The organism is Streptomyces sp. PA03-3a (assembly GCF_033792735.1).
Taxonomy (GTDB): Bacteria; Actinomycetota; Actinomycetes; order Streptomycetales; family Streptomycetaceae; genus Actinacidiphila.
On record NZ_JARAVM010000029.1, the window covers coordinates 38,259 to 63,959 of the forward strand.

A 25,701-nucleotide genomic window follows, 5' to 3' on the forward strand; every position below is an offset into this window, starting at 1 on the left:
GGCGCCTCACGCGGGGAGTTGCTGCTCCGTCCAGATGACCTTGCCGTGGTCGGTGTAGCGGGTGCCCCAGCGGCGGCAGAGCTGGGCGACGAGGAAGATGCCGCGGCCGCCCTCGTCGGTGGTGGCCGCGCGGCGCAGGCGGGGGGAGGTGCCGCTGGCGTCGGCGACCTCGAAGACCAGGGCGCGGTCGCGCAGCAGAGTGGCCCGCACGGGGCCGGCGCCGTGGCGGATGGCGTTGGTAATCAGCTCGCTGGCGATCAGCTCCGTGGTGAAGGTCAGCTCTTCGAGGCCCCAGGCCCGCAGACGGCGGGTGATCGCGGAGCGGAGGGCGGAGACGGCCGCCGGGTCGTCGGGCACGTCCCAGCCGGCGACCTGGCGCTCGTCCAGGGTCCGGGTGCGGGCGACGAGGAGGACGATGTCGTCGGCTGAGGGAGCGGGGCGCAGGGAGGCCTCGAGTGCCGCGCATACCTCCTCCGGGGGGCAGTCGCGCGGGACGGCGGCCAGGGCACGGCCGAGGCGGCGCATCCCGGTGTCCGGGTCGAGATGGCGGCCCTCGATGAGGCCGTCGGTGTAGAGGACGATGCCGCTGCCCTCGGGGACCGCGAACTCGGCGGTCTCGAAGGGAAGTCCGCCCAGCCCCAGGGGCGGCCCGGCGGGCAGGTCGGGAAAGCGCACCTCGCCGTCGGGGGCGAGCAGCGCCGGTGGCGGATGCCCGGCGCGGGCCAGCTGGCAGCGCCGGGTGACGGGGTCGTAGACCGCGTAGAGGCAGGTCGCGCCCGCGAGGCCGGGACCGGTGCCGTTCTCGTCGTCGAGGCGGACGACGAGGTCGTCCAGGCGGCCCAGCAGCTCGTCCGGGGGGAGGTCGAGGGCGGAGAAGTTGTGCACGGCCGTGCGCAGCCGGCCCATGGCGGCGGCGGCGTGGATGCCGTGGCCGACGACGTCGCCGACGACCAGCGCCACGCGCGCCCCGGACAGCGGGATCACGTCGAACCAGTCGCCGCCGACCCGGCCGCGGGCCGCCGGGAGGTAGCGGTGGGCGACGTCCACGGCGTGCTGCTCCGGTACGCCGCGCGGCAGCAGGCTGCGCTGGAGTTCCAGGGCGAGGTGGTGCTCGCGGGTGAAGAGCCGCGCGTTGTCGATGCAGACGGCGGCGCGGGCGGCGAGGTCGCGGGCGAGGGTGAGGTCGTCGTCGGCGAACGGTTCGTTCCGCGCGGCGCGTTGGAAGGTGGCGACGCCCAGCAGGGTGTCCCGGGCGCGCAGCGGGACGGCGATGACGGCGCGCGGCTCGCCGTCCGGGCCCGGGGAGGTGTCGCGGACCGCGGAGCCGCCGCACAGGGCTCTGGCCTGGGGGCTGCCGGGGACGAGGCGCATCGGTTCCCCCCTGGCGTGGGGGCCGTACGCGGCGCCGGGGGCCGCGCCGCTCGCCGCCACCCGGCGCAGCTCCGCCCCGGGGTCGACGGGGGCGGTGCCGTGCAGGACGGGGCAGAACAGGTCGACGGTCGCATGGTCGGCGAAGCGGGGCACGGCGGCCTCGACGATCTCGCGGGCGGTACGGGAGACGTCGAGCGTGGTGCCGATCCGCAGGGCGGCGTCGCTGAGCAGTTCCAGGCGGCGGCGCGCGGCGACGGCGATGCGGCCCACCCCCGCTTCGCCGACCAGCAGCGGTCGGCGCGCGGCCGCGCCGGTGCCGCCGCCGGGCGACCCGGGGTCACCGGGCACGCTGACCTCGACGACGGCGCCGCCCGCGAGGGGCCGGCACAGCAGATGGGCCGTGCGGCCGTGGGAGAGGGGGAGTTGGAGTGTCTCCCGCCGTCCGGCGGCGATCAGGCCGGCCGCGGTCTCGGTGAGCGCCGACTCGTCCCCGTCGGTGAGACCGGCCGGGGGCCCGACGCCCTGGAAGCGCCCGGCGCCGTCCAGCAGCAGGGAGGGGGCCGTGGTGGCGCGGTGCTCGGCGGTCAGGTAGCCGTGTAGCAGGGCGCGTTCGCGTTCGCCGCACTCCTCCAGGAGCCGCTGCTCGATGGCGAGGGCGCAGCCGCGGGTGAGTTCGGCCATGAGGGGATGCGCGTCGCCGTACCGGCTGGTGAGGTCGAGGACGCCCTCCACCCGGCCGCTGACGGGATGGCGGACGGGTACGCCGTAGCAGGTGAAGCCGCGCAGGGCGGCGGAGAAGTGTTCCTCGCCGGAGACGCGGACGGGCTGCCGGGCGGCCAGGGCGGTGCCGATGCCGTTCGTCCCGGCGTCGAGTTCGTGGTAGCTGAACCCGGGGGCGAGCCGGACCCGGTCCAGGGCGGGCAGCAACGGGGGCTCGGCGGCCCGGCGGTCGATCACCAGCCCCCGGTCGTCGGTGAGCAGGACGGCGGTACGGGTGCCGGAGAGCGTGCCGGCGAGCCGGTCGAGGACGGGACCCGCGGCCCGGACCAGGGCTCCGGCGGGGTCGAGGTCGTCGGTGTACGGGACCTCGAACCGCTCGGGGTCGAGGCCGGCGGTCTGACAGCGCTCCCACGAAGCGAGGATCGGTACCCGTACGGATTCGACCACCAGGCTCACTCCTTGACGTCCGCGTCCCAGGTCCCGAACGTAGGGCGGCGGCACGGCGGCGGGGGGCGGGTCGGTGAAATCCCTGCGTACAGCCACTCTTGTGGGTGACGGCCCGTTTGACAGGGGGCAACACGGACGTCACGGCGCGGGAGATCGCTTCGCGAAGCGGTGCGCCGTGGTGAAGACTTGGACCCGCCGCAGCCGTACTCACTCCGCACTCGGGAGGATCCACCATGTCCACCACGCCGCACTCCACCACGCGGGTCGCGCACACCGTCTGGGACGGCAGTCTGACGGAGGGCAGCGGGGTCGTGACCCTCGACTCCTCCGGCATCGGGGAGTACCCGGTGACCTGGGTCGCCCGCTCGCAGGAGCCGGGCGGGAAGACCAGCCCCGAGGAGCTCATCGCCGCCGCCCACTCCAGCTGCTTCTCGATGGCCCTGTCGGCCGGCCTGGGCAAGGCGGGCACCCCGCCGACCCGCCTGCGCACGCAGGCCGACGTCACCTTCAAGCCGGGCACCGGCATCACCGGCATCCACCTGACCGTCGAGGGCGAGGTGCCCGGGATGGACGAGGCGGAGTTCGTGAAGGCGGCCGAGGACGCCAAGGCGAACTGCCCGGTGAGCAAGGCGCTGGCCGGTACGGAGATCACGCTCACGGCCTCGCTGGCCTGACGCGCGCACGGCACCGGACCGGAGCCGCAGCGGGTGCACCGCCCATCGAAACGTTTCGGTTTCGGTGGGCGGTGCCATATTGTCGTTGGGATACGAAACCGTTTCGCAGGGGACGAGGAACGGAGCACGGAACATGACGACCGACGCGAGCGCACCGGCCCGCCGCACCCGGCTGACGCCCGAGCGGGAGCAGGAGCTGTACGGCGCGGTGATCGATCTGCTGCGCGAGGTCGGGTACGACGCGCTGACGATGGACGCGGTCGCCACCCGCACCCGGTCCAGCAAGGCCACCTTGTACCGGCAGTGGAAGAGCAAGCCCGAGCTGGTCGTGACCGCGCTCAAGTGCACCAAGCCGGTGCACGTGGAGAACGTCGACACCGGCTCGCTTCCCGGCGACCTGCACGAGCTCGCCGACCGCATCGGCGACGGCTCGGACGTGGACACCCCGCTGATCCGGGGCCTGGCCCACGCCTCCGCCACCAACCCCGACCTCGCCGAGGCGATGCGCCAGCACCTGATCGAGCCCGAGCTCTCCGGGGTGCGGCAGTTGCTGGGGCGGGCCGCCGGCCGCGGTGAGATCGACGCCGCCGTCCCCGCGGCCGAGTTCATGCCGCACATGATGCTCGGCGCCGTGATCACCCGCCGCCTCCTGGAGGACGTGGAGGTCGACGCGGCCTTCATGCACCGCTACATCGACGCGGTGGTGCTGCCGGCGCTGGGCATCGGGCAGCCCCGCTGACGCCCGGCCGCCCCGTCGCTCACTCCCGGCCGACGGTGCCGGCCGCCGGTGCTAGTCGCTGACCGCGCTGCGCGGCCGGTACTCCAGGTCCTCGTACTCGGGGTGGTGCGCGATCCAGCCCGCGATGAACGGGCAGGCCGCCAGCACGCTCTGGCCGCGCTCCCGCGCCTCGTCCAGCGCGTGGCGGGCGAGCGAGGAGCCCACGCCCCGGCCCTCGAACTCCGGGTCCACCTCGGTGTGCAGGAAGGCGACCATCTCCGGGGTTCGGATGTACGTGGCGAAGCCCGCCAGCCTGCCGTCGACGCGCGCCTCGTAGCGCCGCGCTCCCGTGGCGTCCGTCACCTTCGCGTCGCTCTTCACGACTGGTAGCCCTCCACCGTGCCCGTCGAGCGCACCCTGGCCTCGCCCGGGTCGCCGCCCGCCGCGGTCTTGGCGCGGCGCTGGCGGAGCAGGTCCCAGCACTGGTCGAGCTCGCGCTCCAGCGCGTCGAGCCGTGCCCGCTCGGTCTCGCCCTCCATCCGCCCCTCGCTGAGGAGCTCGCGCAGGGTCCTCTCGTCGGAGGCCATCGCGCTGATCCGTTCCAGGATCGCCTTCTCGGGGCGATCTCCCGACTGCTGCTCGGTCACGGCCCGCACCTCCTCGGTCCTCGGCACCCACTCTAGGCAGCCCGCTGCGCCCAAGCGATCGAAACACTTGCGTTTCGATAAGGCTGCCTCTAGTGTCGATGCGTACGAAACGGTTTCGTGTCGCGCCGGTGTCCCGGAGCCGGGCCGCGCGGCGGCCTGGTGACCCGCCGGTAAGTGACGTCCGGGTGTACCGGAGCGGAATTACCGCCCGGGACGGGAATGCCGGCGGCGCCCCGGTCGTCGTGATGTAGGGGGACTGAGCTGCGGGGCCGCCCCTGAGCGGTGGGAGGGTCCCGCACGCGCCGACCCGTGGGGACGGGGTGCGGTGCGACGGAGGGCCCGGTGCCGGAGTCCGTGGATGCACACGGAAGCCGCGCCGGGCCTTTCCCATGCGATTCCACGGCGATCCGGGGTATCCGGGGCGGATGTGACGGAATCTGCGTGCGGTGTGCCGCAAAAGGGAACCTATGGTCAGTTAATGTGCGTTTTCACTGGTCCACAGGGTTTCGTCGAAAGGCCCCTCGGTTGAACCTGCTCGACCTCCTGCTCCTGGTGCTGACCGTCGCCTACGCCGTCGCCGGTTTCCGGCGCGGGCTCGTCGCCGGCTGCATCTCGCTCGCGGGCTTCCTCGGCGGTGCGGTGGTCGGCGTCTGGCTGCTGCCGTACGTGCTCCAGTACGTCGAGCCGGGCACACCGCGGGCGACGCTGGTCGCGCTGCTCACCGTCCTGGTGCCCGCGGCCGGTGGGCACGCCCTCGCCTCCGGGGTCGCCTGGAAGGCGCGGACCGGGCTGGACTGGGGCCCGCTGCGCTGGCTCGACGGGGCGGGCGGCGCGGTGGCCAACGCGGTGGCGGTGCTGCTGGTCTCCTGGGTGGCCGCCAGCGTGCTGGTGACCTCCTCCTCCAGCGTGCTGGCCCAGTCGATCCGCGGGTCCGAGGTGCTGGGCGCGGTCCAGGACACCATGCCCCGGCAGGCGCCGACCTGGTTCAGCAGGGCGACCAGCGCACTGGCCGAGGCGGGGTTCCCGCAGGTGTTCAACCCCTTCGAGTCCGAGCCCGTCAACGGGGTGCCCGCGCCCTCCGGGGACAACGTCACCGCGGCCGCGGCCGGCGCCGCCGCCCGGAGCACCGTCAAGATCGAGGGCGTGGCCTTCGTGGACGGCCGCCGCCAGGGGCAGGAGGGCACCGGCTTCGTCTACGCCGACGAGCACGTCATGACCAACGCCCACGTGGTGGCCGGGGTGGACGACCCCGCCGTGCAGGTCGGCGGCGCCGGGCGGGCCTACCGGGCCACCGTCGTGCTCTTCGACCCCGGCAAGGACATCGCCGTCCTGGACGTCCCGGGGCTGAAGGCGCCCGCGCTGAGCTTCACCGACGACGCCGTGCGCGGCGACGGCGCGGTCGTGGCGGGCTACCCGCAGGACGGCGGCCTCGACCTGCGCGCCGCGACGGTGGCCGGGCGCATCCGCGCCACCGGACAGGACATCTACGGCGAGGGCGCCGTCACCCGCGACATCTACCAGGTCCGCTCCGTGGTGCGCCCCGGCAATTCCGGCGGCCCGCTGCTGGACACCTCCGGACGCGTCTACGGAGTGGTCTTCGCCCGCTCCACCACCGACTCCACCACGGGCTACGTGCTGACCGCGGACGAGGTGCGCTCCGACGCCCTGCGCGGGGCGCGCGCCACGCAGCCGGTGGACACCGGCGACCGCGCCGCGTTGTGACCGGTGGCCGGTGGCCGCGGTGCCGTGACCGCGGTGCCGTGACCGTCGCGGTGACCACCGGGCGGCGGGCCTCCGTATGCGTTCGACGTTAGACTTTCCATTCACGTGGAAAACCGGACGAATGCCTTTGAACGGTCGAGCGTCGTCCGGCGCCGAGCCGGACGAGGACGACCGCGGCCGAGCACGCGGGGAGTGGTGCCGTCCTCATGATCTCGATCCTCTTCGCCGTCCTCGCCGCCTGCAGCAACGCCTTCGGCACGGTCCTGCAGCGGCGCGCGGTGCTCACCGTCCCCGCCTCGAAGTCCCTGCGCCTCGGTCTGATGAAGGACCTGCTGCGCACCCCCGTGTGGCTCGCCGGAATCCTCGGCGTCATCCTGGCCGCGATCTTCCAGGCGCTGGCGCTGGGCACGGGGTCGCTCGCGGCGGTCCAGCCGGTGTTCATCCTGGAACTGCCGCTGGCCCTGGTGATCGGCGGCATGGTCTTCCACGTCGAGCTGTCCCACAAGGCGTGGGCCTGTGTGGCGTGCATCGCCGGCGGCCTGGCGCTGTTCCTCTTCTCGATGGCGCCCAGCGGGGGGCGCGAGCAGGTTCCGGGCATCTGGTGGGTGCCGACCCTGCTGATCGTCGGCGGGCTCGGCGCGGTGCTGGTGCTCGCGGGGCTGCGGCGGCCCAACGGCCTGATGCGCGCCGCCTGCCTGGGCGGGGCCGCCGCGGTGGGCAACGCCCTCACGGCCGCGCTGATCAAGTCGTCCATGGACATCCTGGAGCACCAGGGCGTCGCGGCCTGGCTGCTGTCCTGGCAGACCTACGCGTTCGCCGCGGCCGGCGGGTTCTCGCTCTTCCTGCTGGGGACCGCCATGCAGGGGGGACCGCTGATCGCCTCGCAGCCCGCCCTGACGCTCGGCGACGCCGTCGTCGGCTTCTGCCTCGGGGTCACGCTCTACGGCGAGCAGCCGCGCACCGGTCTCTGGCTGCTGCCCGCGCTGCTGGGCTTCGCGGTGCTCAGCTACGGTGTCTTCGCGATGTCCCGCACCCAGTGCCTCTACAAGTGCGTCCATCCCGAGGAGCACCTGGCGAGCCCGGCCGAGGAACCCGCCGCCTCGGCCACCTGAACCGTAGGCGGACGCCCCCGGAACCGGCCGGTTCCGGGGGCGTCCGCGCGCGGGGCGCCGGTCGTCAGTGGCGCGGCGCGGGGTAGGCCTTGGGCAGGCGCATGCCGCGGTCGGCCATGATCTGCCGCACGTGGTTGGGGTAGTCGGTGATGAGGCCGTCGATGCCCATGTCCATCAGGGCCTCGATGGTCGGGTTGTCGTCACAGGTCCACGGGATGACCTTCAGGCCGCGCTCGTGGGCGTCGTCCACCATCTTCTCGGTGACGTAGAACGTGAAGTTCGGGTCCGCGATGGTGCCGTTCTGCGGCATGCCGTAGACCGGGGAGAGCGCCGTGACGCCCGGGACGGCGGCGGCGGCCTTGACGAAGTCGCCGTCGTAGTCGTCGGCGTCGATGCCGCCGAGCCACGGGGAGGCGCCGGGCTTGCCGACCTGGAGGAAGTCGTAGTTGGTCAGCGCCACCAGCGGGTACTTCGGCGCGAGCTTGTGCATCTCCTTCAGGGCGCCCCAGTCGAAGGACTGGATGGTGACCTGCTTCTCGATGCCCGAGCGGTGGATCTCCTCGAAGACGCGGCGCACGAACAGCTCGCGCGGCGCGGTCTGCTCGGGGGCGCCGGCCTCCACCTTGGTCTCGATGTTGAGCTTGACCTTCTTGGCCTTGTAGCTCTTGACCAGGCCGAGGACGTCCTTGAGCTCCACCATGCGGTGGCCCTTGACCTGCTCCTGCTCGGGGAAGCCGGGCAGCTGCTGGTAGCCGCAGTCCATCGTCTTGATCTGGGCCAGCGTCAGGTCCTTGATGTACTTGCCGACGTAGGGGTACATCGGGTCGCCCGGCGTGACGGGACCGGTGTCCTTGCACTTCTGGGCGCTGATCTGGCGGTCGTGGTTGACGACGACCTTCTGGTCCTTGGTGACGTGGGTGTCCAGCTCCAGGGTGCTCACCCCGAGGCGCAGGGCCTTGCCGAAGCCTTCCAGGGACTCCTCCGTGGTCATGCCGATGCCGCCGCGGTGGGCCTGCAGGTCGAAGGAGACCTTGTGGCCTTGGCCTTGGCCTTGGCCGTGGTGGGCGGTGGCCGCCTGGGCGGCGGTGGGGACCACGAGCGCGGGCACGACGGCCAGGGCTGCGATTGCGTGCCGGAGGGACATGTACACCTCGTCTATATCGGGCGAACGGGACCTCGTGACGCTAAGCCGCAGGTCGAGCCCGTACGGAGCCCACGGATGAGGGCATGGTGAACGCCCGGGAAACGATCTCCCCGGGCGCCGGGCCGTCTCGGACGGGGTCAGTCGGGCAGGCCGTCGTAGTCCGGGAGGGCGGCCCTCGCGCAGCGTCTTGAGCAGGTCCCCGAAGATCCTCATGCTCACCGAGCGCCTGTCCTCGACCGTCATGCGGCCACCCCCGTCCGGCTCCCCTGGTGTCGTCCGACGCCACGCTAGGCGGACGCTTTCCGGCGGCACGCCGTGAACCGGCGAAACTCACCTGACCCGGGGAACGGCCGGCCGGTGTGACGCGGGTCACGCCGGGACTGCGATGGGTTCGCGGCGCCCGGCCGGTCCACCAGGCATGACGCAGAACGTGAAGGGCCCCGCGAGTTACTTCCCGTCGATCGAGAAGAAGTACGGCCGGCCGGTCGCGGAGTGGAAGGAGCTCATCCGCTCCTCCCCGCTGACCCGGCACATGGAGCTCGTCGGCTGGCTGAAGACCGAGCACGGCCTCGGGCACGGCCACGCCAACGCGCTGGTGGCGCACACCCTCGCGGAGAGGACGGCCTAGCGCCCGGTCACGCCGGCAGTCGCGTCCCCTCCGGGAGCCGGATTCCGAAGTCGTCCGCAAGGACCCGCAGCACCTCGTCCTCGTCGGCCAGTTCGCGCTCCTTGCGGGTGCCGTCGGCGGCCGTCTCCGTCAGGTGGCGTCCGGTGAGGGAGAGGTGGGCGTCGCCGGTGGTGCGCTGGACGTAGACGCCGCGGGAGAAGGGGGAGCGCGGATTGGTCGCGACGTGCCAGTTGATGACCTCGTAGTCCGGGGCCTGGAAGGGCTCGACGGTGAAGGCGTACTGGTCCTCCCACCCGTCGTCCGCGGCGCCGGGCAGGTACGCCTGGAGCTTCCACAGCTCCAGCGGTCCGTCGTGCGGCGCGTGGACGAGCCGGTGGCGGCGCGGGGCGTCGTGCAGTTCCTCGTCCGCGACCAGCGGCAGCGGCTCCAGAAGGGAGCCGATGCTGCCGAAGCCGACGTCGGTCACCCACGGCACCGGCTCGCCGGGCACATCGGTGAGCATGAGCATGTGCGTACGGGGGCGGACGTCCCCCGGCTTCGCCCCCACCAGGACGCGCGCGGTGAGCAGCGTGACCCGGAACCCGAGGGCGGTGAGCGCCGCGGCGAACAGGGTGTTGTGCTCGTAGCAGTAGCCGCCGCGTGTGCCGCGGACGAGCTTGGCCTCCAGATCGGGCAACGCGAGCGAGGGCGCCCGGCCCAGGACCGGGTCGAGGTTCTCGAACGGGATGCCCAGCAGGTGGGCGCGGTGCACGGACCGCAGCACCTCCGCCGTGGGACGGCGCTCCCCGGTCCAGCCGATGCGGGCGAGATAGGCATCGAGATCGAGAGTCATACGACCACAGTACGGATGCGCGGCGGCCTTCTCGCGCCGCCTTCGGGAGGGCGCTTGCGCGGGTGCGGGGCGGCGGCCGGCGGGGATCCGCAGGGCGACGGCGTCGCCGTCCACCCGGGCTCGGATGCCGGGGCCACGTGTGGCGGCCGGTTCGAGGACTTCGCCGGGCATGCGGTGGACGCGGGCGGCGGCGGCCGGCGGGGATCCGCAGGGCGTGGCGGGCCTGGCGGCGTGCTCGCGGCGCATCAGGCCCGCGACCGCCCGCGCCGGCCGGACGGCGGCGCCGGGTGAGCCGGGGCGGGGAAGCCCTTGCCCCTGTCCGGGGCGCCGCCCGGCCAGGCGCCCGTACCCGGCGTCCGCCACCGCCCGCGCGGGGTCACCGCTTGAGTTCCTCGCGCAGCCTGCGGTCGATCGCCAGGGCGAGTTCCGCCTCGACGACGGCCTGCACCAGCGGGCGCAGCCGGGCGATGGCCTCGGTGAGCCGGGTGGTGTCGCCGGACTGCAGGTCGGCCTCCGCGTCCGGCAGGACGTAGGTGCGGGCCAGTTCGACGAAGAGCTCGGCGAGCGGGTCCATGCGGTCCCGCATGTCACGGCCCGTGGCGAGCACCTCGGCGAGCGGGATGCCCTCCCGGACCAGCGCGGCCGAGGCCTCCAGCAGCCGGCGGCTGACGTGCACCACGTCGTCGCCGTCGACGGCGATGTAGCCGATGTCCAGGGCGGTGGCCAGGTTCTCGGCGGTGGCCTGGTCGCCGTAGTGGTCGGCGAGGCCCTCGGGGGTGAGCCGCAGCGGCTCCTCCTCCGACCAGCGGGTGGGCAGTGCCGTGTCCAGGCCGAGGAGTTCGCCGACGTCGTGGCGGCCGCTCTCCCAGGCGTCCATCAGCTCGGCGATGCCGCCCAGGGTGTGGCCCCGCTCCAGCAGCGCCGTGATGGTGCGCAGCCGGGCCAGGTGGTGGTCGTTGTACCAGGCGATCCGGCCCTCGCGGCGTGGCGCGGGGAGCAGCTTGCGCTCCCGGTAGAAGCGGACGGTTCGGACCGGGACACCGGCCGCCTCCGCCAGCTCGTCCATCCGGTACTCGCGTTCGTGCGTTGCCACGCCGATCAGCCTATGCGGTGCGCGCGGCACATCGCGTGGCCCGGCCTCTACCGCTGGTAACGCCTTCTGGTCTACGCTCCGAACCGTGCCAGTGAACGCTGGCGCGATTCGGCACAGGGGCGGCACCGAGAGGCGGCGGTATGGCCGGACACAGCGAACACGTGCGGGTTGCGGTGATCGGATCGGGGTTCGGCGGACTCGGCGCCGCCGTGCGGCTGCGACGCGAGGGGATCACGGACTTCGTCGTCCTGGAGCGCCGTGACTCCGTCGGCGGGACGTGGCGCGACAACAGCTACCCGGGGTGCGCCTGCGACGTGCCCTCGCACCTGTACTCGTTCTCCTTCGCGCCCAACGCGCGGTGGCCGCGCACCTTCTCCGGCCAGCCGCACATCCGGGACTACCTGGAACGGGTCGCTGACACCTTCGGCCTCCGCCCGCACCTGCGCCTGCGCACGGAGGTGACCGAGGCCCGCTGGGACGCCGGCGCCCGGCACTGGCGCATCACCACCTCGCGCGGCGAACTCACCGCCGACGTCGTGGTCTCGGCCACCGGACCGCTGTCCGACCCCAAGCTGCCGGACGTCCCGGGCCTGGACGCCTTCCCCGGGCGGGTCTTCCACTCCTCGAAGTGGGACCACGACTTCGACCTCAAGGGCAAGCGGGTCGCCATGGTCGGCACCGGGGCCTCCGCCATCCAGATCGTGCCCGCGATCCAACCCGAGGTGGAGAGCCTGACCGTGGTGCAGCGGACACCCCCGTGGGTGATGCCGCGCATGGACCGCGGGATCAGCCGGGCCGAGCAGTGGCTGCACGCCAAGGTGCCGGCCACCGCCAGGGCGCGGCGCGGACTGCTCTGGCTGATCCGGGAGTTCCAGGTCGGCGCGTTCACCAAGCGCCCGGCGATGATGCGCGGCGCGCAGGCCGTCGCCGCCTCGCACATGCGCAAGACCGTCAAGGACCCGGCGCTGCGCGCCAAGCTGACCCCCGACTACCGGATCGGCTGCAAGCGCATCCTGCTGTCCAACGACTACTACCCGGCGCTCGCCCGGCCCAACACCGAGGTCGTCGCCTCCGCGCTGAAGGAGGTGCGCGGCTCGACCCTGGTCATGGCCGACGGCACCGAGCGCGAGGCCGACGCGATCGTGTTCGGCACCGGCTTCCACGTCACGGACATGCCCATCGGGGCGCGGGTGTTCGGCGCCGACGGCCGCTCGCTGGCCGAGCACTGGAAGGGCGGCATGGCCGCCCTGCGCGGCTGCGCCGTCGACGGCTTCCCCAACCTGCTCTTCGTCATCGGGCCCAACACGGGCCTGGGCAACAGTTCGATGATCCTGATGATCGAGTCCTCGCTGAACTACCTCGCCGCGTACCTGCGCGCCCTGGACACCACCGGGGCCGCGGCGCTCGACGCCCGTCCGGAGGCCGTGCGGTCCTGGAACGACGAAGTGCAGCGCCGCATGACCCGCACGGTGTGGAACACCGGGGGCTGCGTCAGCTGGTACCTGGACGACCAGGGGCGCAACACCACGGTCTGGCCCGGGACGACCGCCGAGTTCCGGCGCGCCACGCGGCGGCTGGACCTCCAGGAGTACGAGATCGTGCCCGCCGGTGCCCCCGGGGAGCGCCCGGAGCGCGTGGAGGTCGCCTCGTGACCGCGTCCGTATTCGACCTGCCCGCCACCCGGCGCACGCATTCCGTGCGGTCCGCGGACGGCACCTCGATCCATGTGGAGGAGTACGGCCCCGAGGCCGGCACCGCGCCCACCGTGGTGCTGATCCACGGCTGGACCTGCAGCACCCTGTTCTGGGCCCCGCTCATCCACGAACTCGCGGGGGAGTACCGGGTCGTGGCCTACGACCAGCGCGGTCACGGCGGCAGCGGGACCCCGCGCCGCGGCGGATACGGCACCGGCGCGCTCGCCGACGACCTCACCGCGGTCCTGGAGTCCGCCGTCGAGGGCGACGAGAAGGTGGTGCTGGTCGGCCACTCCATGGGAGGGATGACCGCGATGGCGGCGGGCGACCGTGCCGCCGTGCAGTCCCGCACGGCCGCGGTGCTGCTGGCCAGCACCGGCAGCGGACGGCTGCTCGCCGAGGCGGCGGTGCTGCCGCCGCGGGTGCGCAGCAAGCGGGTGCGCGACGCCTTCCACCGCTTCCTGCTGGTCAGTTCGGCGCCGCTGGGCCCGCAGTCCGCGGTGACCCGGGCCGCGCTCAAGTACGGGATCCTGGGGGCGGCGTCGAGCAGGGAGCTGGTGGCCGCCACCGCCCGGATCGTGCACGCCTGCGGGCGGCGGCAGCGTGCGGGGTGGGGCCGGGTGCTGGCGGGGCTCAATCTCGACGCGGGCGTCTCCGCGCTGCGTGTGCCCACCGCCGTGCTGGTGGGCGGCGCGGACAAGCTCACCCCTCCGGTGCACGCCCACGGCATGGCCGCTCGGCTCTCCCGGTTCGCCGGGCTCACCGAGCTGCCGGGCCTCGGCCACATGACCCCGCTGGAGGCGCCGGCCGCGGTCGCGGGCGTCGTACGCACCCTCGTCGAGGACCATCTGCGGCCCGGGGCCCAGGTCAAGGAGGAGACGGCATGAGCAGGTCGCTGAACGGGCAGGTGGCGGTGGTGACCGGCGCCGCCCGCGGGGTGGGGGCGATGCTGGCCCGCGAACTCGGCGCACGAGGAGCCCGGTTGGCGCTGGTGGGGCTGGAACCGGACGAACTCAAGCGCGTCGCGGCGGAGATGGGCCCGGACGCGGGGTGCTGGACGGCCGACGTCACCGACCGGGAGGCGATGGCCCGGGTGGCCGGGGAGGTCGTGGAGCGCTACGGCCGCGTCGACGTCGTCGTCGCCAACGCCGGTGTGGCGACCGGCGGTCCGTTCCTGGACGTGGATCCCGCAGACTTCGAACGGGTCGTCCAGGTCAACCTGCTGGGCAGCGTGGTGACCGCCCGCGCGTTCCTTCCCGCGCTGCTCGCCTCGCGCGGCTACCTGCTGCAGATCGCCTCGCTCGCCGCGATCACCCCGGCCCCGCTGATGACCGCGTACTGCGCCAGCAAGGCGGGGGTGGAGGCCTTCGCGCACTGCCTGCGCGCCGAAGTCGGCTTCAAGGGCGTCAAGGTCGGTGTGGGATATCTGAGCTGGACCGACACCGACATGGTGCGCGGCGCCGACGAGGACGACGTGATGCGCGAGGCCCGCTCCCGGCTGCCCTGGCCGGCCAATCGCACCTACCCGCTGCAGCCCGCGGTCGAGCGCATCGCGGACGGGATCGCGCGCCGCTCGCCGCATGTCTACGCCCAGTGGTGGCTGCGCGGAACGCAGTCCGTGCGCGGGTACTTGCCCGGCCTGATCGGCGGCGCCCTGGGACGGCGCGAGATGCGCCGCCTGGAGCCGAGGATCACCGCCGCGGGCGGCATCCGGCAGGGACTCGTCGGCCGCGGCGGCGCCGCCGACGAGCGTGCCCGGTCGGAAAGGCCCGTCTGACCAGCGCTGTTCACGGTACGCATTCGTCCGAAATGCGTACCGTGTCCGGCCGTGTCAGCCTGGTTGAGGCCCATTCCGCACATCACGAAGGAGTGATCATGGGCAAGAACGATCCCACGCGAAACAAGGCCGGGCAGCAGCAGCACCGCCCGCAGGCTCAGCCCCAGGGGCAGGAGCGTATCGGCCAGACCCGTGAGCGCGCTCAGGGCATGGCCGACGACCCGATGCGCCAGCAGGGCAAGCCGCAGCACCGCGAGCCCGGCCACGGCCAGCCGTCCAAGCCCGAGTCGATGCCCAAGGGCGACCGCGAACGTCGGCGTTCGCCGGAGGAGATCGACGAGCGGCGGGACCGGTCCTGACCCGCGTGGTCCAGGAGTGAACGAGGAGGGGCGCGTCCGTACAGGGCGCGCCCCTTCCGCCGTCCTCGGCCCGGCCTTCCGCCGTCCCGGGCGGGAGTCCCCGGCGGGGACGGGAGGCTCAGGAACGAGGAGGGAGCGGAGGCCGCCGCCGGTCCGGGCGGTCGGACAGATCGGGCGGAGTGGAGGCCGGGTGCTTCTCCAGCAGGTCCAACGCCGTCTGCACGGCGATCTCCAGATCGGTGCGACGGCCCTCCGCCCAGTCCAGCGGAGTGCGGATGACCGGGATGTCCGGCTCCACGCCGTAGTTCTCCACCGCCCACCCGTAGGCCTCGAACCAGGCGGCGTTCATCGGCACCGTGATCACCGTGCCGTCGCCCAGCCGGTGCCGGCCGGTCATGCCGACCACGCCGCCCCAGGTGCGGTGGCCCACCACCGGGCCGATACCCAGCAGCCGGAACGTGGCGGTGATCATGTCTCCGTCGGAGGCCGTCGCCTCGTCCGCCAGTGCCACGATCGGGCCCCGCGGGGCGTTGCCGGCGTAACTCACCGGCTGCGCGTGGCGGGTGTGGTCCCAGCCGAGGATCTTGCGGGTCAGGCTCTCCACCACCAGGTCGCTGATGTTGCCGCCCGCGTTGCCGCGCACGTCGACGATGAGCGCCGGGTGGACGATCTCGATGCGCAGGTCGCGGTTGAACTGCGCCCAGCCCGAGCCGCCCAGGTCGGGGATGTGCAGATAACCGCACTTGCCCTCGCTCAACGCCCTCACGACCGCGCGCCGTTTGGCCACCCAGTCCTGGTAGCGCAGCGGCCGCTCGTCCACCAGCGGCACCACCGCGACCCGGCGCGGATGCCCGCCGTCGGGCGGGACGAAGGTCAGCTCCACCGTGGTCCCGCCGGCGGCCGACAGCAGCGGGCCGGGTCCGGCGTCCGGATCGACGGCGCGGCCGTCGACGTGGGTCAGCGCGGCGCCCTCCAGGATGCCGGTGCCGGCCAGCGGCGAACGGGCCTTGGAGTCCGAGGACTCGCCGGGCAGGATGCGTGTGACCACCCACCGGCCGTCCTTGGTGTGCACGAAGTTGACGCCGAGCAGACCGATCGGCCGCTGGTAGTGCGGCGGCCCCTCGCTGCGGCGGGCCGGCGCCACGTACGCGTGCGAGGTGCCCAGCTCACCGAGGACCTCGCGCTGCAGGTCGGCGAACTCGTCGGGGGTGGCGACCCGTTCGACCAGCGGACGGTACTGGTCGAGGATGGCCGGCCAGTCGATGCCGCACATGTCCGGCGCCCAGAAGTAGTCGCGGATGATCCGCCCGGCCTCGTCGAACGCCTGCCGCCACTCGGTGGGCGGGTTCGCCTCGTGCAGGATCCGGCGCATGTCGATGTAGACGGTGGAGTCCAGGTCGCCCGGCTCGTACGCCGGGACCACCGTCAGGTCGCCCTCGTCGAAGACCACCAGCTGCGTACCGTCGCCGCTGACCCGGTACCAGTCCATGTGCCGTACCAGCTCGACCCGCTTGGACTTGGCCAGGCCGAAGTACTCCAGCGTGGGGCGGGCGGAGGGGTCGGTCGGATTGACGAAGGTCTCGCCGAGCGCGCCCGAGATCGGCCAGCGCAGCCAGGTCAGACCGCCCCGCACCGCCTCCAGCGAGCTGTACTTGGAGGCGGGCACCGGGAAGGGCGTCACCCGCATCGGCAGCCCGGCCGCCTCCACCACGAGCGGTCCCTCGGTGAAACCGGTCGGGTCCAGCCCGCCCCCCGGCGGCCGGCCCTCCACGGGCAGCGCGAAGGGCGAGGGCGTCGCCGAGTGCAGCGGTACGAGGTGCGGGCGGCAGCCCAGCGGGAAGGACAGGTCGCCGGTGTGCACGTCGTACACCGGGTCGAAGCCGCGCCAGGACAGGAAGGCCAGGTAGCGGCCGTCGCGGGTGAAGACCGGCTGCTCGTCCTCGAAACGGCCGTTGGTGACGTCGATGAGGGTGTGCTTGCCGGTCTCCGGGTCCGGGCTCAGCCGGGCGATCCGGATCTTGCGCAGCGAACGCCCGATGACCGGGTGGGACCAGGCGATCCAGTCGGAGTCCGGGGAGAAGGACAGGTCACGGACCGGGCCGTTGGAGGAGCGGACCAGCTCGGCCACCATGCCCGACTCCGCGTCGACCATCAGCAGCCGTCCGTCGTGGGAGGCGACGGCGAGGATCTGGCCGTCGGGGGAGGGCACCAGTTCGTGGACGCGGCCGAGCAGCCCGCACGCCAGCCGCGTACCGCCGCTGCGGCACGGGGGCCGCGGCACGGTCTGCCCCTCGGCGGCCGCGATGTCCTGCGCTGTCCCGTCCGCCCCCTGCTCCCCGCCTTCCCCGGCCTCCGACTCCGTCTCCGGGGCCCGCAGCGCCTGCGCGACGGCGTCGTCGGCGTCGGCGATCTCGGCGGCGGCCAGTGGCGCGGGGCGCCCCGGCAGCGCGGCGATCTCGATGGCGTCCTCGCCCTCGGCGTCGGTGACGAAGGCGATCCGCCCGGTGTCGCCGAGCATGACCGGCAGCCGGACCCGCGACCCGGGCACGTCGGAGATGGTGCGCGCGGGCCCGTCGCGGTGGGTCAGCCAGTACAGGCTGCCCCGCACGCACACCGCGCTGGCGCGGCCGGTGCGGTCCACGGCCAGCCCGTCCAGGTACGCCGAGGCCGGGACCTGGTACGGGCGCCGGCCCGCGCGCGGGCCGCCGAGGTCGACGGCGACACGCCGCGGCACCGAGTCCGGGCCGAGGTCGTCGACCAGCCACACCTCGCCCGCGCACTGGTAGACCACGCGCGTGCCGTCGGTGGCGGCGCTGCGGGCGTAGAAGTCGGCGTGGTCGGTGTGCCGCCGCAGGTCAGTGCCGTCCGGCAGGCAGGAGTACAGGTTGCCGATGCCCTCGTGGTCGGAGAGGAAGGCGATGCGACCCGCGACGAACATCGGCGACTCCAGATGGCCGTCGATCTCCGGCAGCAGCCGTCGGCACTGCAGCCACAGCCGCCCGGTCGCCCCGCCCCGGTACCGCTTCCACGAGGCCGGCTCGTGCGGCGCGGTCGCGGTCAGCAGCAGCGTCCGGTGCTCGCCCTCCTCGCTGTCGTCCACGGCGATGTCCGACACCGGGCCCCAGGGCAGCCGGCTGCCGGGACCGCCCTCGGACGGGATGCCGTAGGCCCAGGTGTAGTGCGAGAACGGCTCGCCGTGGGAGGAGACGGCCAGGATCCGGCCGTCCGGCGTCCAGGCGCGCACCCGTGTGTCGGTGCTGCCCCAGTAGGTCAGCCGGCGGGCCGGGCCGCCCTCGACCGGCGCCACGTACACCTCGGGGTCGAGGGAGCGCCAGCTGTTGAAGGCGATCACCGAGCCGTCGAGGGAGAACCGCGGATGCCCGACCCGGATCCGGTCGGCCGTCACCCGCCACGCGCGCCCCTCGTCCAGGGGCGCGACCCAGATGTCGTCCTCGGCGACGAAACAGAGCCGCTCGCCGTGGACATGCGGAAACCGGAGATATGCGGCGTCGCTCACTCATCCATCGTTCGCGGCTCCCGGAGCCCGGGCAACTTTTCCGGCCGGCGTCAGCGCAGGCACTCCCGCACCGCGCGGACCAGCGCCTGCGCGCGCGGATCGGCGGTGACGTTCTTCTGCATGCCGTTGGTGACATAGCCGAAGGCCACGCCCTCGCCGGGGTCCGCGAACCCCAGCGACCCGCCGCGGCCGGGGTGCCCGAAGGAGCCGGGGGACAGCAGCGGGGCGGCCGGGCCGTGCAGCATGAAACCCAGGCCGAAGCGGGTGTTCACCACCAGCACGCGGTCCGGGCCCTCCGACTCCGGGGTGCGCGCCGAGGTGAGCGTCGCCGGGGCGAAGAGCCGGGCGCCGGGGCCCTCGACCTCCCCGATCAGCGCGGCGTAGAAGCGGGCCAGCGAGCGGGCGGTGGCGATGCCCCCGGAGGCCGCCAGCTGCGCCGCGTGGTACCCGGGGTCGTTCTCGTCGGGCAGCGGGTCGATCGCGGCGAACGCGCGCCGGGTCAGCGACGACGGGTCGTCGTACGCCTCCGTCACGTTCCGCTTGGGCCGCGCCCGCAGCCCGGCCGCGGCCGGGGGCGGCGGGGTCGACACGGCGGCGATCCGCCCGACGCGGCGCTCCTCGCCCGCCGGCAGCCCGATCCACAGGTCGAGGCCGAGCGGGCGGGCGATCTCCTCCGCCACGTAGCGGCCGATGGGCCGGCCGCCGCTCGCCCGCTGCACCAGCTCGCCGATCAGCCAGCTGTACGTCTGTGCGTGGTAGCCGTGGTCCGTCCCCGGCGCCCAGAACGGGGCCTGCGCCGCGAGCGCCCGCGGCCCGCTGATGCCGTCCTGCGCCCGGGCGGGGGTGAGCGGGGTGTCCAGCGCCGGCACACCGGCCCGGTGCGCCAGGGCGTCCCGGAACGTGACGCGCTCCTTGCCGGCGGCCTTGAACTCGGGCCAGTACGCGCCGACGGGCGCGTCCAGGTCGAGCTGGCCGCGCTGGTGCAGCAGGAGCAGGCACGCCGCCGCCACGCCCTTCGTCGCCGAGCGCACCACCTGCGCGGTGTCCTGCGCCCAGGGCGCGCCGCCGCCACCGTCCTCGTCCCCGTCGGCGGAGCCCGCCCACAGGTCCACGACCTTGCGGCCGTCGCGGTACAGGGCCACGGCCGCGCCGCGTTCGCCCCGCTCCTCGAAGTTCCGGACGAAGGCCTCTCGGACCGGCTCGAAGCCTTCCGTCACCGCCCCGTGGACGTCCACCACAGCCCGTGCTCCCACCATGCGCCGCCGTTGTTGCTCCCCCCATGGTGCCTCCCTCCCGGGATCGGCCGGGACCGGGGTCGGGACGGAACGGGGCGGCGGCCCAGGGGCGCGGAGGAAGGAGGTCAGGCGGTCGCCTTCGCCGCCGCGCGGCCCGCCGTACGGCCGGAGAAGATGCAGCCGCCGAGGAAGGTCCCCTCCAGCGAGCGGTAGCCGTGCACCCCGCCGCCGCCGAAGCCGGCCGCCTCGCCCGCGGAGTACAGCCCCGGCAGCGGCTCGCCGTCGGCGCGCAGCACCCGCGCGTCCAGGTCGGTCTCCAACCCGCCGAGCGACTTGCGGGTCAGGATGTTCAGCCGTACGGCGATCAGCGGGCCCGCCTTCGGGTCCAGCAGCCGGTGCGGCGCGGCGGTGCGGATCAACTTGTCGCCGACGTAGTTGCGGGCCCCGCGGATCGCGGTGACCTGCAGGTCCTTGGTGAAGGTGTTGGTGATCTCGCGGTCCCGGGCCTCGATCTCGCGGCGCAGCGCGGCCTCGTCGATCAGGTCGTCCTCGGTGATCGCGTTCATGCCGCGCACCAGCGCGGCGAGGTCGTCCTCCACGACGAAGTCCACGCCGTGCCGCTTGAAGGCCTCGACCGGGGCCGGTGCCCCCGGCAGCGCGCGCTTGAGCACATCGCGCACGCTCTTGCCGGTCAGATCCGGGTTCTGCTCGGAGCCCGACAGCGCGAACTCCTTCTCGATGATCTTCTGGGTGAGGACGAACCACGTGTACTCGTGCCCGGTGCGCATGATGTGCTCCAGCGTCCCCAGTGTGTCGAAGCCCGGGAAGAGCGGCACCGGCAGCCGCCGGCCGGTCGCGTCCAGCCACAGCGAGGACGGGCCCGGCAGGATGCGGATGCCGTGCCTGGCCCAGATCGGGTTCCAGTTCTCGATGCCCTCGGTGTAGTGCCACATCCGGTCGCCGTTGATCAGGTGCGCCCCGGCCGCCTCGGCGATCCCCAGCATCAGGCCGTCCACGTGCGCCGGAACGCCCGACAGCAGCTTGCGCGGCGGCGTGCCCAGCCGCTCCGGCCAGGCCTTGCGCACCAGGTCGTGGTTGCCGCCGATGCCGCCCGAAGTGACGATCACCGCCTGCGCCTTGAGCTGGAACTCCGCGCGGATCTCCCGCGAACTCGCCTGGCCGCGCTCGGCGTCGCTGTCCACCAGGACCTCGCCCGCCACGCCGTCCACCGCGTCGCCCGTCGCCGTCAGCGCCGTCACACGGTGCCGGAAGCGCAGCTCCACCAGGCCCTTGGCGACCGCCTCCCGCACCCGGCGCTCGAACGGCGCCACCACGCCCGGGCCCGTGCCCCACGTGATGTGGAAACGGGGCACCGAATTGCCGTGCCCCGTGGCGAGGTAGCCCCCGCGCTCCGCCCAGCCGACCACCGGGAAGAACCGCATCCCCTGCGCGTGCAGCCAGGACCGCTTCTCGCCCGCGGCGAAGTCCACGTACGCCTCAGCCCACTTGCGCGGCCAGCGGTCCTCGGCGCGGTCGAAGCCGGCGGTGCCCGTCCAGTCCTGGAGGGCGAGTTCGCGGCTGTCCCTGATGCGCATCCGGCGCTGCTCGGGGGAGTCGACGAGGAACAGCCCGCCGAAGGACCAGAACGCCTGGCCGCCGAGGTTGCTCTCCGGCTCCTGGTCGAGCAGGAGGACCTTGCGGCCCGCGTCGGCCAGCTCGGCCGTCGCGACCAGACCGGCCAGTCCAGCTCCGACGACGACGACGTCCGCGTCCAGCGCCATGGTGTGCCTTTCCGCTCCCCTTTGGTGTGCAGGCACGTTACGCTACGCGCGAGTAAGGAGGCGAGAGGTCAGCGCCTCGCACTTCTCGCCGGCGGGGGATGACGCCATGCGCAGGTTCGAGGGGCACGCCGCCGTCATCACCGGAGGAGCCCAGGGCATCGGCGCGGCGACCGCCCGGCGCCTGATGTCCGAGGGCGCGGACGTCCTGCTGGCCGACCTGGACGGGGAGCGCGCCGGCGCGACGGCGCGGGCCCTCGCCGAGGAGACCGGCGGCCGGGCCGCGGCGGTGGAGTGCGACGTCGTCGACCAGGCCGCGGTGGACGCCGCGATGGGGTACGCGGCCGAGCGCTTCGGGCGGCTCGACGTGCTCGTCAACAACGCCTACGCCTGCCATGTGGACCCCCCGCGGTTCGAGGACATCCCCGACGCGGAGTGGTACGAGGACCTGGAGGTCACCCTCACCGGGGCCATGCGCTGCGCCCGTGCGGCGCTTCCGCTGCTGGCGGAGGCGGGCGGGCGCGGGGCGATCGTCAGCATCGGCTCCGTCAACGGGCACATGAACTTCGGCAACCACGCCTACAGCGCCGCCAAGGCGGGCCTCGCCTCGCTGACCCGCACGCTGGCCGTGCACGCCGCCCCGCGCGGGGTCCGGGTCAACCTCGTCGCCCCCGGCACGGTGCGGACCCCGGCGTGGGCGGGGCGCGACGACGCGCTCGACCGCCTCGCCGGGGTGTATCCCCTCGGGCGGGTCGGCGAGCCCGACGACATCGCGGCGGCGGTCGCGTTTCTCGCGTCCCGGGACGCGTCCTGGATCACGGGCCTGACGCTTCCCGTGGACGGGGGGATTCTCGTCAACGGGTCGGCGTTTCGCGCTGCGCTCGATTGATGCCGGGGTTGTGGTTGCGGCCCGTTGTTGTGCGCAGGCGCGAGCGCCCCGCACACGACAACCGGGCAGCCCGGGGGCACCCGAACCGCAGGCGCGAACGACCCGCACATGAGCAACCGGGCAGCCCGGGGCACCCGGACCGCAGGCGCAAACAACCCGCACACAACAACAGGCCGCAACCACAACCCCCGCCGCAACGTTACGCGTGCAGCATGAGGCCGATCCCGGCCACCACCACCAGCGCCGCGACGACCCGCGCCCGCCCCAGCCGCTCCTTGAAGAAGACCGCCCCGATGACCGCCCCCGCGATGATGGAGGTCTCACGCAGGGCCGCGATCGGCGCGAGGTCGCCCCGCGTCTGGGCCCACAGGACGAGGCCGTACGCGGACACGGACAGCGCCCCGCCGAGGAGCCCGCGGCCGGCGACCGGGCGCAGTTGCCCGAGGAGCGCCGCGCGGCGGGCCGCGAGGGCGCAGCCCACGAGCAGCGTGCCCTGGACGAGCAGGAGCCAGGCGACGTACCCCAGGGCGGTGCCGGACGCGCGGACGCCGACGCCGTCGACCACGGTGTAGACCGCGATGGTCAGCCCGGTGCCCACGGCCGCGCCGACCGCCGGCCAGTCCCTGCGGCGGCCCCGCATGCCCCACAGGGCGGCCCCGCCGAGCCCGGCGGAGGCGACGAGGACGCCCGCGGTCTGCAGGGCGTCCGGCACCTCGCCCACGAAGACCGCCGCGAGCAGCGTCACGACCATCGGGGCGACACCGCGCGCGATGGGGTAGACCTGCCCGAAGTCCCCCAGCGTGAAGGACTTCATCAGCAGGTACATGTACGCCATGTGGACCCCCACCGACGCGATCAGGTAGGGCCAGGCGCCCGCCGCCGGGAGCGGCGCGAACCCGGCGATCGCCGCGCCGCAGATCGCTCCGCCGCCTCCGACGAGGGTGAACGCGACGAGCTGGTCCTTGATGCCGTGGGCGATGGCGTTCCACACCGCGTGGGTGACCGCCGCGAGGAGGACGGCCGCCGCTATCAGGGGTGTCACGCGGTGCGTTCGCGGACGTCGGCCAGGGCCGCCCCGGCGTGCTCGACCAGTTCGGCGGGCGCCATGGGGAAGACGGTGTGCGGGGTGCCGGCGGCCGCCCACACGGTGGTGTGGGCCAGCAGGCCCCGGTCGGCGAGGACGGTGGTCCGCGTCCGGTGCCCGAAGGGGGGTACGCCGCCGATGGCGTACCCCGTGGTCTCGCGCACCAGGTCCGCGTCGGCTCGCCGTACCGCCGTGGCGCCGAGGTGCGCGCGGACCCGCTCCACGTCGACCCGGGACGCGCCGTCCATCAGCACCAGCACCGGGACCCCGTCCGCCGTGAAGATCAGGGACTTGACGATCTGGCCGAGCTCGCAGCCGACCGCCGTGGCGGCCTGCGCCGCGGTACGGGTCGCGTCGGGGAAGGCACGCACGGGTACCTGGAGGCCCAGCGCGGTGAGCGCCTCCGCGAAACGGGGATGAGCTGCGGCCGAAGTCGTCATGGCCGCACGTTAGTCCCCGGCGGGGGCGGGGTGCCAAGCCATTTGCGGGCGGGTCACGAAGCGCGTCACGAAGCGCGTCACGAAGCGCGTCACGGAGCGCGTCATGACGAGGCCTTCAGCACCGACGCCACGATCGGCCCGGCGGAGTCACCGCCGTGCCCGCCCTCCAGGACCATCCCGCCGGCGGCGACGTCACCGCGGTAGGCGACGAACCACCCGTTGGGCTGCTCCTGACCGCCGACCTCCGCGGAGCCGGTCTTGGCGCCGACGTCGCCGTAGACCCCGCGCATCGCGCCGGCGGCGGTGCCGCTCGACGCGGTCAGCCGCATCATCGACTTGAGGTTGCCCCGGACGCCGGACGGCAGGCCGCTCTGCGCCTTCGCGAGCGGGCCCTCGATCAGGCCGGCGGCCACCAGGCGGGGCTGGCGGAACACACCGTTCTGCACGGTGGCGGCGATGGAGGCCATGTTGAGCGGGCTCATCTGTATCTGGCCCTGCCCGATCATCTCCTCCGTCATCTCGTCGCCCGGGCCGCCGGGGACGCGGCCGTCCCAGGCCGGGACGCCGACGTTCCAGGTCTGGCCGAAGCCGTAGTAGCGCTGGGCGACCGTGGGGACCGAGGACTCGTCGAGCCGGCCGGCGAGCTTGATGAAGCCGGTGTTGCAGGAGATCGCGAAGTCCCGCTGGAAGGTGGCCGACGGGTCGGAGGAACTCTCCACGTTGTGGAACATCTTGCCGTTGTCGTGGTTCGCGGTCGCCGGGCACGGCGCCGGGGTGCCCGGCGTCACGCCCCTCTCCAGCAGGGCGGTGGCGGTGACGACCTTGAAGGTGGAGCCGGGGGCGACCTGCGCGTTGAAGGCGTTGTTGTTGTCGCTCGACGGGTTGTTGGCGAAGGCGAGGATCTCGCCGGTGCTCGCCTTGACCGCAGCGACAGACGACTGGCTGCTGCGCCTGACGGCCTGCTCGGCGGCCTTCTGGACGCGCGCGTCCAAGGTGGTGGGCAGCTTCGCGGCCGTGCCCTTGGAGATCACGTGCAGCGTCTGCCCGGGGCCGTCGGCGGCGTTCACCCAGGTCTCGATGCCCGGCTTGCCGCCGGAGAGCTTGGCGCCGTAGCGCTCGCGGAGCTGGGGCAGCACCGAGGTCAGGGAGGGGTAGTCGTCGGCGTCGAGGACCTTGCCGTTGCGGTCGACGACGTCCACCGGCGGCGAGGCGGCCTCACCGGTCTCCAGTGACTGACCGTCCGTCAGTTTGGGGTGCAGCACCGCCGGTTCCCAGTCGACCAGGGGGCGGTGGGTGGTCTCGCCGCGGAAGACGGTCAGGGCCGAGGAGTACGTCCACGTGGAGGACTTGCCCTGGTAGGAGAGCGAGGCGACGACCTTGAACGGCACCACGTCCCCCTTGGCCGCGCCCGGCGTCAGCCGTACGCGGGCGACGTGTGCGTCCTTGCGGTACGCGGCGAGGTCCGCGGAGGCCGTCGCCGCGTCGTTGGTGAGCGCGCCCGCAGCGGTGGTGTCCCCCTTGGCCCAGGCGGCCAGGAAGTCCGCGGCGGTCTTCTTCACCTCCGCCGCGGTCGGCGGCCCCGTCTCGGCCGGGGCGGCGGCCGCGGAGAATCCGCCGCCGCCGGACAGGCCGTCGTAGATGTTGTACGCCCCGTACGCCGCGGTCCCCACCAGTCCCGCGGTCAGCGTGGCGACGATCCCCAGCTTCACACCTCGGCGCATGGCACCGACCCTCCCCGTGGTCCCCCTGAACATGTTCAAAAAACAGGCGATGCAAGCGCACTCTACGGGAAGGAGGGGAATGTGGGGCGGTCCAACGGG

The 25,701-nt window shown here is 73.6% G+C and carries 22 protein-coding genes; 10 read left to right on the plus strand and 12 right to left on the minus strand.

Annotated features, from left to right (window positions below; translation table 11 throughout):
* Positions 1-6: 6 nt before the first annotated feature.
* A complete protein-coding gene (locus tag PV342_RS29930; RefSeq protein ID WP_500319394.1) occupies positions 7-2,538 on the minus strand; it encodes a SpoIIE family protein phosphatase in 2,532 nt (843 codons plus the stop codon).
* 233 nt (positions 2,539-2,771) lie between these two features.
* Between PV342_RS29930 and PV342_RS29935 the strand changes: the two genes are divergently transcribed.
* Together PV342_RS29935 and PV342_RS29940 are read left to right on the plus strand one after the other, a co-directional pair.
* Positions 2,772-3,212 (plus strand): OsmC family protein, encoded by a 441-nt coding sequence (locus tag PV342_RS29935; RefSeq protein WP_018559864.1) that lies wholly within the window; start codon positions 2,772-2,774, stop codon positions 3,210-3,212.
* A 133-nt stretch (positions 3,213-3,345) separates the two neighbouring features.
* Positions 3,346-3,951 (plus strand): TetR/AcrR family transcriptional regulator, encoded by a 606-nt coding sequence (locus tag PV342_RS29940; protein WP_361001772.1) that lies wholly within the window; start codon positions 3,346-3,348, stop codon positions 3,949-3,951.
* A 51-nt stretch (positions 3,952-4,002) separates the two neighbouring features.
* Here PV342_RS29940 and PV342_RS29945 read toward each other — a convergent pair whose 3' ends face one another.
* Entirely contained in the window at positions 4,003-4,311 is a 309-nt protein-coding gene (locus PV342_RS29945) for a GNAT family N-acetyltransferase (RefSeq protein WP_018559862.1), read from the minus strand.
* Complete coding sequence (locus PV342_RS29950; protein ID WP_500319397.1) at positions 4,308-4,577, minus strand: DUF2630 family protein; 270 nt, start codon at positions 4,575-4,577, stop codon at positions 4,308-4,310. The genes PV342_RS29945 and PV342_RS29950 overlap by 4 nt, the downstream gene beginning before the upstream one ends.
* 525 nt (positions 4,578-5,102) lie before the next feature.
* On the opposite strand from PV342_RS29950, the gene PV342_RS29955 reads away from it, so the two are divergent.
* Together PV342_RS29955 and PV342_RS29960 are read left to right on the plus strand one after the other, a co-directional pair.
* Positions 5,103-6,299 (plus strand): MarP family serine protease, encoded by a 1,197-nt coding sequence (locus tag PV342_RS29955; protein WP_361001763.1) that lies wholly within the window; start codon positions 5,103-5,105, stop codon positions 6,297-6,299.
* 206 nt (positions 6,300-6,505) lie between these two features.
* Positions 6,506-7,411: a DMT family transporter gene (locus PV342_RS29960; RefSeq protein ID WP_361001760.1), complete on the plus strand. Its 906-nt coding sequence runs from the start codon at positions 6,506-6,508 to the stop codon at positions 7,409-7,411.
* Between the two features lie 64 nt (positions 7,412-7,475).
* Here the strand turns inward: PV342_RS29960 and PV342_RS29965 are convergent, their stop codons facing one another.
* Positions 7,476-8,555, minus strand: a complete 1,080-nt coding sequence (locus tag PV342_RS29965) for a glycerophosphodiester phosphodiesterase family protein (protein ID WP_500319399.1) — start codon at positions 8,553-8,555, stop codon at positions 7,476-7,478.
* A gap of 418 nt (positions 8,556-8,973) precedes the next feature.
* Between PV342_RS29965 and PV342_RS29970 the strand changes: the two genes are divergently transcribed.
* Positions 8,974-9,183 (plus strand): DUF4287 domain-containing protein, encoded by a 210-nt coding sequence (locus tag PV342_RS29970; protein WP_400802794.1) that lies wholly within the window; start codon positions 8,974-8,976, stop codon positions 9,181-9,183.
* A gap of 7 nt (positions 9,184-9,190) precedes the next feature.
* Here the strand turns inward: PV342_RS29970 and PV342_RS29975 are convergent, their stop codons facing one another.
* Positions 9,191-10,015 carry an arylamine N-acetyltransferase family protein gene (locus PV342_RS29975; RefSeq protein ID WP_500319401.1) on the minus strand — a complete coding sequence of 275 codons (825 nt, stop codon included), beginning with the start codon at positions 10,013-10,015 and terminating at the stop codon, positions 9,191-9,193.
* A gap of 376 nt (positions 10,016-10,391) precedes the next feature.
* Positions 10,392-11,108 (minus strand): MerR family transcriptional regulator, encoded by a 717-nt coding sequence (locus PV342_RS29980; protein WP_400802788.1) that lies wholly within the window; start codon positions 11,106-11,108, stop codon positions 10,392-10,394.
* Between the two features lie 140 nt (positions 11,109-11,248).
* On the opposite strand from PV342_RS29980, the gene PV342_RS29985 reads away from it, so the two are divergent.
* The 4 genes from PV342_RS29985 (at position 11,249) to PV342_RS30000 (ending at position 14,938) form a co-directional block, all read left to right on the plus strand.
* The gene (locus PV342_RS29985) at positions 11,249-12,760 is read left to right on the plus strand and encodes a flavin-containing monooxygenase (RefSeq protein WP_400802785.1); all 1,512 of its coding nucleotides are present in this window, start codon (positions 11,249-11,251) and stop codon (positions 12,758-12,760) included.
* The gene (locus tag PV342_RS29990) at positions 12,757-13,689 is read left to right on the plus strand and encodes an alpha/beta fold hydrolase (protein ID WP_329187395.1); all 933 of its coding nucleotides are present in this window, start codon (positions 12,757-12,759) and stop codon (positions 13,687-13,689) included. The genes PV342_RS29985 and PV342_RS29990 overlap by 4 nt, the downstream gene beginning before the upstream one ends.
* Complete coding sequence (locus PV342_RS29995; RefSeq protein ID WP_400802783.1) at positions 13,686-14,579, plus strand: SDR family oxidoreductase; 894 nt, start codon at positions 13,686-13,688, stop codon at positions 14,577-14,579. Before PV342_RS29990 ends, PV342_RS29995 begins: the two co-directional genes overlap by 4 nt.
* 98 nt (positions 14,580-14,677) lie before the next feature.
* The gene (locus tag PV342_RS30000; RefSeq protein WP_089222342.1) at positions 14,678-14,938 is read left to right on the plus strand and encodes a hypothetical protein; all 261 of its coding nucleotides are present in this window, start codon (positions 14,678-14,680) and stop codon (positions 14,936-14,938) included.
* 118 nt (positions 14,939-15,056) lie between these two features.
* Here PV342_RS30000 and PV342_RS30005 read toward each other — a convergent pair whose 3' ends face one another.
* From PV342_RS30005 to PV342_RS30015, 3 genes are all read right to left on the minus strand, one after another.
* Complete coding sequence (locus PV342_RS30005) at positions 15,057-18,455, minus strand: S41 family peptidase (protein ID WP_500319404.1); 3,399 nt, start codon at positions 18,453-18,455, stop codon at positions 15,057-15,059.
* Positions 18,456-18,505: 50 nt separating this feature from the next.
* On the minus strand, positions 18,506-19,711 hold the full coding sequence (locus PV342_RS30010; protein WP_386988425.1) for a serine hydrolase domain-containing protein: 1,206 nt from the start codon (positions 19,709-19,711) through the stop codon (positions 18,506-18,508).
* A 104-nt stretch (positions 19,712-19,815) separates the two neighbouring features.
* On the minus strand, positions 19,816-21,471 hold the full coding sequence (locus PV342_RS30015; RefSeq protein WP_500319406.1) for an FAD-binding dehydrogenase: 1,656 nt from the start codon (positions 21,469-21,471) through the stop codon (positions 19,816-19,818).
* A gap of 106 nt (positions 21,472-21,577) precedes the next feature.
* Here PV342_RS30015 and PV342_RS30020 point away from each other — a divergent pair, with 106 nt between their 5' ends.
* Positions 21,578-22,357 (plus strand): SDR family NAD(P)-dependent oxidoreductase, encoded by a 780-nt coding sequence (locus PV342_RS30020; protein WP_392604004.1) that lies wholly within the window; start codon positions 21,578-21,580, stop codon positions 22,355-22,357.
* 199 nt (positions 22,358-22,556) lie between these two features.
* Here PV342_RS30020 and PV342_RS30025 read toward each other — a convergent pair whose 3' ends face one another.
* The 3 genes from PV342_RS30025 to PV342_RS30035 form a co-directional block, all read right to left on the minus strand.
* Positions 22,557-23,399, minus strand: coding sequence for an EamA family transporter (locus PV342_RS30025; protein WP_500319408.1), 843 nt, complete (start codon positions 23,397-23,399; stop codon positions 22,557-22,559).
* Entirely contained in the window at positions 23,396-23,881 is a 486-nt protein-coding gene (locus tag PV342_RS30030) for a YbaK/EbsC family protein (RefSeq protein ID WP_400802767.1), read from the minus strand. Before PV342_RS30030 ends, PV342_RS30025 begins: the two co-directional genes overlap by 4 nt.
* Before the next feature lie 101 nt (positions 23,882-23,982).
* Complete coding sequence (locus PV342_RS30035) at positions 23,983-25,602, minus strand: penicillin-binding transpeptidase domain-containing protein (RefSeq protein ID WP_500319410.1); 1,620 nt, start codon at positions 25,600-25,602, stop codon at positions 23,983-23,985.
* Between the last annotated feature and the right edge of the window lie 99 nt (positions 25,603-25,701).